This window comes from Archangium sp. (assembly GCF_036389735.1).
GTDB lineage: Bacteria > Myxococcota > Myxococcia > Myxococcales > Myxococcaceae > Archangium.
In genome coordinates this window covers 1-8314 of record NZ_DASVWK010000136.1, presented here as the reverse complement: position 1 = coordinate 8314, position 8314 = coordinate 1, and the positions used below count along the sequence as shown (strand labels likewise).

The 8314-nt window shown below is 70.1% G+C and carries 10 protein-coding genes; 7 read left to right on the top strand and 3 right to left on the bottom strand.

Annotation, left to right across the window (positions count from 1 at the left end):
• Positions 1-440 (bottom strand): F0F1 ATP synthase subunit gamma (locus VF794_RS05210; protein ID WP_331108067.1); only part of this gene is annotated, 440 nt, incomplete at its 3' end.
• A gap of 215 nt (positions 441-655) precedes the next feature.
• Here VF794_RS05210 and VF794_RS05205 point away from each other — a divergent pair.
• The 4 genes from VF794_RS05205 (at position 656) to VF794_RS05190 (ending at position 3347) form a co-directional block, all read left to right on the top strand.
• Positions 656-1078: a response regulator gene (locus tag VF794_RS05205; protein WP_331108066.1), complete on the top strand. Its 423-nt coding sequence runs from the start codon at positions 656-658 to the stop codon at positions 1076-1078.
• A gap of 76 nt (positions 1079-1154) precedes the next feature.
• Positions 1155-1814, top strand: coding sequence for a SanA/YdcF family protein (locus VF794_RS05200; protein ID WP_331108065.1), 660 nt, complete (start codon positions 1155-1157; stop codon positions 1812-1814).
• 105 nt (positions 1815-1919) lie between these two features.
• Positions 1920-2195, top strand: coding sequence for a hypothetical protein (locus VF794_RS05195; protein ID WP_331108064.1), 276 nt, complete (start codon positions 1920-1922; stop codon positions 2193-2195).
• 15 nt (positions 2196-2210) lie between these two features.
• Entirely contained in the window at positions 2211-3347 is a 1137-nt protein-coding gene (locus VF794_RS05190; RefSeq protein WP_331108063.1) for an AI-2E family transporter, read from the top strand.
• A 41-nt stretch (positions 3348-3388) separates the two neighbouring features.
• Here the strand turns inward: VF794_RS05190 and VF794_RS05185 are convergent, their stop codons facing one another.
• The gene (locus tag VF794_RS05185) at positions 3389-4678 is read right to left on the bottom strand and encodes an SMI1/KNR4 family protein (protein ID WP_331108062.1); all 1290 of its coding nucleotides are present in this window, start codon (positions 4676-4678) and stop codon (positions 3389-3391) included.
• Positions 4679-4853: 175 nt separating this feature from the next.
• Between VF794_RS05185 and VF794_RS05180 the strand changes: the two genes are divergently transcribed.
• The 3 genes from VF794_RS05180 (at position 4854) to VF794_RS05170 (ending at position 7701) form a co-directional block, all read left to right on the top strand.
• Complete coding sequence (locus VF794_RS05180) at positions 4854-5387, top strand: hypothetical protein (RefSeq protein WP_331108061.1); 534 nt, start codon at positions 4854-4856, stop codon at positions 5385-5387.
• Between the two features lie 193 nt (positions 5388-5580).
• Positions 5581-7317: a CotH kinase family protein gene (locus VF794_RS05175; RefSeq protein WP_331108060.1), complete on the top strand. Its 1737-nt coding sequence runs from the start codon at positions 5581-5583 to the stop codon at positions 7315-7317.
• A 36-nt stretch (positions 7318-7353) separates the two neighbouring features.
• Positions 7354-7701 (top strand): thioredoxin family protein, encoded by a 348-nt coding sequence (locus VF794_RS05170; protein ID WP_331108059.1) that lies wholly within the window; start codon positions 7354-7356, stop codon positions 7699-7701.
• A 20-nt stretch (positions 7702-7721) separates the two neighbouring features.
• On the opposite strand, the gene VF794_RS05165 is transcribed toward VF794_RS05170, so the two are convergent.
• Positions 7722-8314, bottom strand: a 593-nt coding sequence (locus VF794_RS05165) for a methyl-accepting chemotaxis protein (protein ID WP_331108058.1), incomplete at its 5' end; no start/stop codon positions are given.

The window sequence follows — 8314 nt, the reverse complement described above, 5'->3', positions numbered from 1 at the left end:
GTGTACTCGGGCTTCTGGGACAGGTGGCCGAAGTCCCTGCGCATCTTCTGGCCGCGCTGGCGGAAGAAGTCGTTGCCCTTGCGGCCCACGGTGGAGATCTCCACCTCCAGGCCGCTGTTCTCGTAGACGAAGCGGCTGGCGCGCCGGATGACGTTGGAGTTGAAGCCGCCGGCCAGACCGCGGTCCGACGTGAGCACCACCAGTTCCACCTTGCGCACCGGGCGGGACGTCAGCAGCGGGTGGGCCAGCTCCTCGCCCCCCGAGCGCGTCACCAGGTCGGAGATGATCTGGTCCAGCATCGACGCGTAGGGGCGGGCGGCGATGATGGCGTCCTGCGCCTTGCGCAGCTTCGCGGCGGCCACCATCTTCATCGCCTTGGTGATCTGCCGCGTGTTCTTCACCGAGCGGATGCGCTTGCGGATATCGCGAAGGGACGCCATGGGGCCACCAACTCCTCTGGAAACCTGAACGCGGCCCCCTATATAGGCGGTAGGGCGGACGGTCAACCGTGGCCTTGCAACAAGAGGGGGTCTCCGGCGCCCGGAGCCGACCCTCCAGGCGGACACGCCCCCTCCGATCCCCTGGGGGTGCCCCCCTCGCCCTCCGGGATTAGCCTTCGAGGGCAGGTTCCACTTCACTGGCGGAGCGCTGACCCATGACATTGCTGCGCGGCCCGGTACTCATCGTGGAGGACGATCCCGACATCCGCGAGTCGCTCCAGCACTTCCTGGAGCTTCACGGCCATCAGGTGCTAGCGGCGAGCCACGGCAAGGAGGCGTTGGATCTGCTCGGTCGGTCGCCCCGGCCGGCGGTGGTGGTGCTGGACATGTCCTTGCCCGTCATGGACGGACACCGGGTGCTCACCGCCCGCAAGGCGGATGACACCCTGCGTGCCGTCCCCATCATCATCCTCTCGGCGGCCATGGCGGGGATGAGCCCGAGGGACCGGGCCCTGTACGCGGCCAGCTACGAGGTGGCCGCCTTCCTGGGCAAGCCGGTCAATCCCCAGCAGCTCCTGGAGACGGTGGCACGGTACGGGCTACCCGCCGAGGTACCCACCGCTGGTGTCCCCGTTTGAGCACCAGGCGGCGGAGCGCTTTGCGGCGGGCCCCCCGGGGAGGAGAATGAAAATCCCGGCGGTTGGGCCGGGGACCATGGGGAGAGGCGTCAAGACCGCACGCCAGGTGCGCAGGTGGGTGCTGGCGCTGCTGGCCACGGGGCTGGCGGCCCTGCTGGGCCTGGCGGTGCTCTCCTTCTATGTGGAGAAGCGCTACGAGCACCGGATCATCCCCCGGGCCCAGGCGCCCCGCAAGGCCGTGGCGCTGGTGTACGGGGCGGGGCTCGCGCCTGGAGGGGTGCCCTCGCCCGTGCTGGCTCAACGGCTGGACGCCGCCATCGCCCTCTACCAGGGGGGCCGGGTGAGCGCACTGCTGCTCAGCGGGGACAACTCGGACCCCTTCCACGACGAGACGCGGGCCATGATGCGCTACGTCCTCGACCGGGGCGTGCCCCCGTCCGCCGTGGAGGAGGATGACGCGGGCCTGTCCACCTATGACAGCTCCGTGCGGGCCCGCACCGTCTTCGGGGTGAGCGAGGCGGTGCTCGTCACCCAGCGCTTCCACCTGACGCGGGCCCTCTACATCGCCAACTCGGTGGGCATCGACGCCTGGGGCGTGGCCGCGGACGAGGGACGACCCCGCACCCGCCGCTACGCCCTGCGCGAGACGCTCTCCCGGGTGCTCGCCCTGGGCATGGTGCTGGCCGAGGCCCCGCCGCGCTACCCCTCGGGCCGGACGATCGCCGCTCCACGCTGAGCCGCGCCACGCAGCGAGCAGGCAACCGCGCTTCGTTGCGTGGAATCCATCGGGTTCGCACCGTTGGCTCAGAGCAACCAACCCGGCGTGTCCGGAGGACAACCCATGCGATTCAAGGACCTCGGATCCGAGGACGTAGGCGAGTCGGAATCCCTGCGCAATCGAGACCCCGTCACTGGGGAGGAGCACATCAACTTCACCGACCAGGAGCTGACCGCGACGCCTCCCCTGGAGGACTCGCCCGACTACCGGGACATCCTGCCGGATCAGATCCACGAGTTCGCCCGGGGCGACGGTGAGGATGACGAGGAGCGGGAGATCACCGCCCGGCCAAGCCAGCCGCTGCGGCCCATGCCTCCGAACGATCTCCCCGAAGGGTAGACGAGAGCCCGGCCCTTGGCGCTACCGCCTCGACCGCGCTCCCAGGTGACGCCCCGCACCGTGTGGACGGTGGCGTTGAACGTGCTGGCGCTGGTGGCCGTGCTGTGGATGCTGGCCACCGCGTGGACGGTGCTCACCTGGGTGATGGTGGCCCTCTTCCTGGCCCTGGCCGCCAATCCGTTGGTGAGCCGGATGGAACGGCGGGGCACCCGGCGCGGCGTGGCGGTGCTGGTGGTGTTCCTGCTGGGGCTCGGGCTGCTGTCGATGCTGGTGATGACGCTGGTGCCCATGCTCATCGAGCAGGGCCATGCCCTGGTACGCGCGGCGCCGGACTACCTCGACAAGCTCCAGCACCTGCCGTGGGTCCAGAGGCTGGACGAGCGCTATGACCTCATCGACCGGGTCAACGGGGAGCTGCGCCGGCGGATCGCCATGGCGCCAGGGCCGATGCTCGGGATGGTGACGGACCTGCTCCAGCGGTTGGCCGCGGCGCTCACCATCACCGTGCTGACGGCCTTCTTCCTGCTGTTCGGCAAGGACCTGTTCGACAAGTCGCTGCTGTGGGTGGAGCCCTCGCGCCGCGAGCACTGGCGCGCCCTCGGCCTGCAGATGCACCGCACCGTGGGCAGCTACGTGGCGGGCGCGTTCCTCATCTCGTTCATCGGCGGGGTGGTGACGGCGGTGTCCATGCTGCTGCTGGGCGTGCCCTACTTCCTACCCCTGGGGCTCACCATGGCATTGCTGGGGCTCATCCCCTTCGTGGGCTCCTTCCTGGGCGCCATCCTCGTCTCGGTGACGACCTTCGCCTCGGCGGGCACCAAGGCGGGCTTCATCGCCCTGGGGCTGTTCCTGCTCTACCAGCAGCTCGAAGGCCACCTGCTCCAGCCCCTCATCCAGCGCCGGACGCTGAAGATGAACCCGCTGCTCATCGCCCTGGTGATGCTCGTGGGCACGAGCCTGGCCGGGCTCATCGGCGCGCTGCTGGCGCTCCCGATCGCGGGCGCCGTGCAGATCCTTCTCCAGGACCGGCTCGCGCGGCTGCACCAGCAGTGGCGCACGGGCAAGAACGGCGTCACCCGGGTCATCCTCGCCCCCGAGGACCAGGGCTCCCGGGAGCGACCTCCCGACGAGCCCCCACTGCTCCACCACTGAGCCTCCAGCCCCCTCCCGGGAGAGGGCCGGAGGGACATGGCTCAGCGACGGCCGCGCGCGGCGCCCTTCTTGTTGGCGGGAGCCCGCTTCGCGCCCGTGGCCTTCCGGGCCGGGGCCTTCTTCGCCGCCGCCTTCTTCGCCGGAGCCTTCGCTGCCCTCTTGGCCGCCGCCTTCTTGGCCGGGGCCTTCTTGGCCGCACCCTTCTTCGCCGGAGCCTTCGCCGCCGCCTTCTTGGCCGCACCCTTCTTCGCCGCCGCCTTCTTGGCGGCCGGGGCCTTCTTCGCCGCCGCCTTCTTGGCCGCACCCTTCGCCGGAGCACCACCCGCCGGGGTCTTCGGGGCGGTGCCACGCGCCGGAGTCTTCGCGACGGGCTTCGCCTGGGGGGTGGCCTTCTTCGCCGCGCTCTTCATGCCGGTAGCAACCAGGGCCCGGTCCGCCACCTTCTTCGCCGCGTCCGTCACCACGGCGGTGGCCTTCTTCGCCGCGCTCCGAGCCTCGGTGGCGACCGCCTTCACCACGCCCCGCGGCTCCGCGGGGACCGGCTGGCGCAGGCGCTCCACACGGCGCTCGGCGGCGGCCACCACGAGCTGCCGCAGTTCCTCCCGCGTGGGCTCGGGCTTCGGCGAGACCTCTTCCTCGTCAGCCTCGGCCCGCTCCTCCTCGCCGGCTTCTTCTTCCTCCGTGGCCTCCTCGCCGGCCTCCTCTTCCTCCTCGGCCCCGGCCTCTTCTTCCTCCTCCTGCTTCTCCTCCTCGGCCCGCACCTTCGCCGGGGTCTCGCCCTCCTCGTACTCCACGGACAGGTCGCTCAGCGCGCCCTGCACCGCGGAGAGGGCCCGGGCAAAGGTCCTGTCACCGAACTCCTCCACCTCGGCGGGCGGCACGAGCACCTCGAGCATCGTCTGGAGCGAGCGGTACAGCCGCAGCTCGCGCTTCTCCGTCTCCCAGGTGCCGTAGATCCAATCATCATCCGAGAGGGGCCCCGCCCAGCCCGGCAGGGGACTGTCGGCCTGCTCCACCATCGCGGACTTGCGCGCGGCGAAGAGCTGGCGGTGGGGACCCTTCACCCCGAAGCGCCACACCCCGGCGGCCGGCAGGCTCTCCAGCTTCAGCCGCGTCTTGTCCAGCACGCTGGGCGTCCCCTCGGGAGCGTGCAGCGGGAAGAGGGTGACGTCTCCCAGGAGCTCTCCACCGTCGAAGGCGCGGTACAGCGCGCCGAGCTCCTCGGGGAAGGGCACTCCACACTCGGTTTCCGCCCGCCGGATGTCATCGGGCCCGACCCCGGCCACCGTCCGCTTCGCCGACTTCTGAAGTCCCTCCAGCCACTCGTGCATGTCCCCTCCGCGTCGAATGAGCCCCAAATCAACGGCGACTGCCGCGCAGTGCGCCTCCTCGGATATTGTGCACTGCACCGGCTCGCGCGGGCAGTCTTTCGCACCCGGAAGCCGCCGGTCCCGTGTTGTGTCAACCCACGGGCGTCCCTCTCCCCCTCCCTTCCAGGACCCCTCCATGCGCCACCTTCACCTCCTGATCCCCCTCACGCTGATCCTCGCCGCCTGCGGCCCCAGCCACGAAGGCACCGTCACCTACCAGGTGCACCTCAAGCCCGGGAACGTGACCGGCAGCACCATCGCCGATGACACCCACATCAACCCGGAGGATCCCCAGTGGAAGGCCTTCATCTCCCAGGCCCAGTCCGCCCTGGAAACGACCCCCACCCGCTTCGACGTGACGGACGTCCGCCTCCAGCTCGACGTCACGCGGTCCCAGAACGTGGGCATGCTCCAGGACGTGCTCACCGGCCCCGTGACGGCCTTCCTGCGATCCAACGACACCGGCACCCAGGTGGACATCGCCGAGCTCGAGGACCCCAAGGGCAGCGCCCAGGTGTCCATGGACACCCTGAACAACGACCTGGAGCCCCTCAACGCGAACCTGGCCCGCAACGACTTCCGCCTCGGGCTGCGTGGGACCACCCCCAAGACGTCCACCAGCTCCTTCGAGGCCACCATCACCATCACCCTGGACGTCACCGCCCGGTAGGCTTCCTGGCCTGAACAGGGGTTCCCAGGGTGGGCAACGCGAATACCCAGGATGGGAACGCGCTTTCCCACCCTGGGGCCTTGCTGGGCCTCGGAGGTCTCCAGGCCAGGCCCCCCAGGGCAATGGCGCATCCACCGGGTGACACCCCCTGGGCATGTCCGCTGCACATGGCCCCCCACCTGACGGAGGTGGCATGCGGCGACGGACGTGGCTGATGGCGGTGGCACTGGTGGGCGCGCTGGCCTGCGGACCCGGGGGAGTGGATGTCACGGCCAGCGCTCCCAGCTCCCAGCAACCCGCCCAGCGACAGCCGGACCCCATGGACCCGGACGAGACGCCGGAGAGCCCCGCGACTCCGGACGCGGGGACTCCCGACGCGGGCCCGAGGAGCTTCCCGCCGGTCCAGACGCGGGTGCCTACCTTCTCGCTATCCGTGGCCCCGGAGGACCTGGCGAAGCTGGAAGCCGAGCCGGAGTCGGACGCGCGCGTCCCCGTGGTGGTGGAGCTGGACGGAGTGCGCGCCCCGGGCCTCATGCGCTACCGCGGTGCCAGCACCCGCACCGTGCCGCAGAAGAGTTTCAAGATCGAGCTGGACCCCGGCTATGAGCTGGAGGATCGCGACCACTTCGAGCTGCTCGCCTGCTGGTTCGACGGCGGCAAGCTGACGGAGAAGTTCGCGGTGGACCTGTACGCGGCGTTGGGGCTGCCGGTGCCCCGGGCCCGCTACACGCGGGTGAGCCTCAACGGCAAGCCCAACGGGCTCTACCTGGACATGGAGCACGTGGGGAAGGACTACCTCAAGCACCACGCCATGGAGCGCCAGGCGTCCATCTATCGGTGCGGGGGCCGCAACTGCGAGCTGACGCTCTCGCCCGGCCCCTACCAGGATGACTTCGAGAAGAAGACGAACGAGGACACCGGCTGGGAGGACCTGCGGGCCTTCCTCACCGGGGTGAACCGCAGCGACGACGCCGTGCTGGAGTCGTGGCTGTCCGCGCACGTGAACCTGGAGGCCTACCTCGGCAACCTCGCGGCCGACGCGCTCATCTCCAACAGCATCGTCGAGGACTCGCGCAGCTACTGGGTCCACGAGCTCCAGAGCGACGTGTGGACGTATGTCCCCTGGGACCTGAACAACGCGCGGATGCTCTACTGGCGCACGTGGGAAGCGGACCAACTGCCCCCCACCCAGCACGCGGCGGCCGTCTTCACCGCGTACGACCCCTGGGTGCAGAGGGTGTGGGAGCAGCGGGTGACGCAGTACCCGACGCAGCGGCCCACCTGGAGCGTGCTCGCCACGCGCGTCTGGGAGCGGCCGGCCCTGCGCGAGCGGGTGCTCGCCAAGCTGGAGGCGGCGCTGGCGGGGCCCTTCTCCGAGGAGCAGGCCTGGGCCCACATCGACGCGCTGTGGCGGGTGGTGGGGCCGGAGCTGGAGAAGGACCCCTATGTCTCCAAGGAGCACGCCGCCCGGGCGCGCGGCTACCTCAAGAGCTACGTGCGAGGCCGCCGCGCCTGGCTCCACGGCCAGCTCACCACGCTGCGAGCCCATGGCACGGGCACGCTGGTCATCCGCGAGGTGTCGGCGGGCAGCCGCGGCTACGTGGAGGTCCTCAACCGAGGCACCCAGGAGCGCTCCCTGACGGGCTACGTCGTGACGGACGACCTGCGCGCGCCGGGGAAGTACCGCCTGCCCCCGCTGGTGCTGAAGCCCGGCCAGACGCTGCGGCTCATCGCGGATGGCAACACGGAGGCCGGGCCCACGCACCTGCCCTTCACCCTGTCGCGCGCGGGAGGCGAGGTGGGGCTCTTCGACGGGACGCGGGTGTATGGCCCGCTGGACACCGTCTATTACGGGCCGCTGCTGTCGGGGACGGTGTACTCCCGCAGGGGCACCTGGAGCGATGACTTCGAGCGCCGGACGGTGCAGTGAGTTGAAGCGGTGGCGTCACCTCGTTAGGGAGGGGGAATGGCACATCCCGTGAGCTACGACGCGACGCCAGAGACCTTCGACCCGCTGGTGCTCGAGCCCCAGGGCGAGCTGGTGGTGGTGGACTTCTGGGGCCCCGGCTGTCCCAACTGCGACATCTACGCGGCGGCCGAGCCCGCGCTGCTCTCCGAGTTGGAGGGAGCCCGCATGCGGGTGGTGAAGGTGAACGCGTACGAGCACGAGGAGCTGGCGCGCCGCTTCGGCCTGTACGGCATCCCCACCTTCCTGCTCTTCCGCGACGGCAAGCTGCTGGGGAAGATGAGCCAGTACTACGGACGCGAGTACTGGCTCGGCGTCATCCGGGACCACCTGCCGCCATCCGCGTGAGGCCGACGGCGGCGCGGGCGCTATCCCTCGGCGCGCGAGTCGATGATGGCGCGCAGTTCCTTGGACAGCTGGATGAGCTGGGTGGCCGTTTGAAGCGTCTGCGTGGAGCTGGCCTCGGACTGCCGGGCCGTCTGGGCCACCTCGAGAATGGCGGTGTTCACCTGCTCCACCGCCGTCGTCTGCTGCTGGGTGCTCATCTCGATTTCGCGCGCCACGTCCAGGTTGGTGCGCACCAGCTCGGCGATGCGCCGGAAGCTGCCGGCCACCTCGGCGAACTGCTTGGCGCTGCTCTGCACCGCCTTGGAGCCATCCTCGGTCGCCATGATGGTGGTGTTGGAGGCGGCGCGAATCTCGTCGATGAGCGCGCGGATGTCCTTGGTGGCGCTGCCCACGCGGTCCGCCAGCTTGCGGATCTCCTCGGCCACCACCGCGAAACGCTTGCCGTGCTCCCCCGCCCCGGCGCTCTCGATGGTGGCGTTGATGGCGAGGATGTTCGTCTGCTCGGCCAGCTCGTTGATGATGTCCAGGATGCCGCCAATCTCCTGCGAGCGCTTGCCCAGCTCCAGCATGTGATTGACGATGGCGTCCACCTGGCGGCTCACCGCGTCGATGG

Bases quoted from the DNA above. Each gene is read 5' to 3' on its own strand.
- VF794_RS05195 (WP_331108064.1), top strand. From the start codon at position 1,920: ATGCGATTCAAGGACCTCGGATCCGAGGACGTAGGCGAGTCGGAATCC.
- VF794_RS05180 (WP_331108061.1), top strand. From the start codon at position 4,854: ATGCGCCACCTTCACCTCCTGATCCCCCTCACGCTGATCCTCGCCGCC.
- VF794_RS05170 (WP_331108059.1), top strand. From the start codon at position 7,354: ATGGCACATCCCGTGAGCTACGACGCGACGCCAGAGACCTTCGACCCG.
- VF794_RS05175 (WP_331108060.1), top strand. From the start codon at position 5,581: ATGCGGCGACGGACGTGGCTGATGGCGGTGGCACTGGTGGGCGCGCTG.
- VF794_RS05205 (WP_331108066.1), top strand. From the start codon at position 656: ATGACATTGCTGCGCGGCCCGGTACTCATCGTGGAGGACGATCCCGAC.
- VF794_RS05185 (WP_331108062.1), bottom strand. From the start codon at position 4,678: ATGCACGAGTGGCTGGAGGGACTTCAGAAGTCGGCGAAGCGGACGGTG.
- VF794_RS05200 (WP_331108065.1), top strand. From the start codon at position 1,155: ATGGGGAGAGGCGTCAAGACCGCACGCCAGGTGCGCAGGTGGGTGCTG.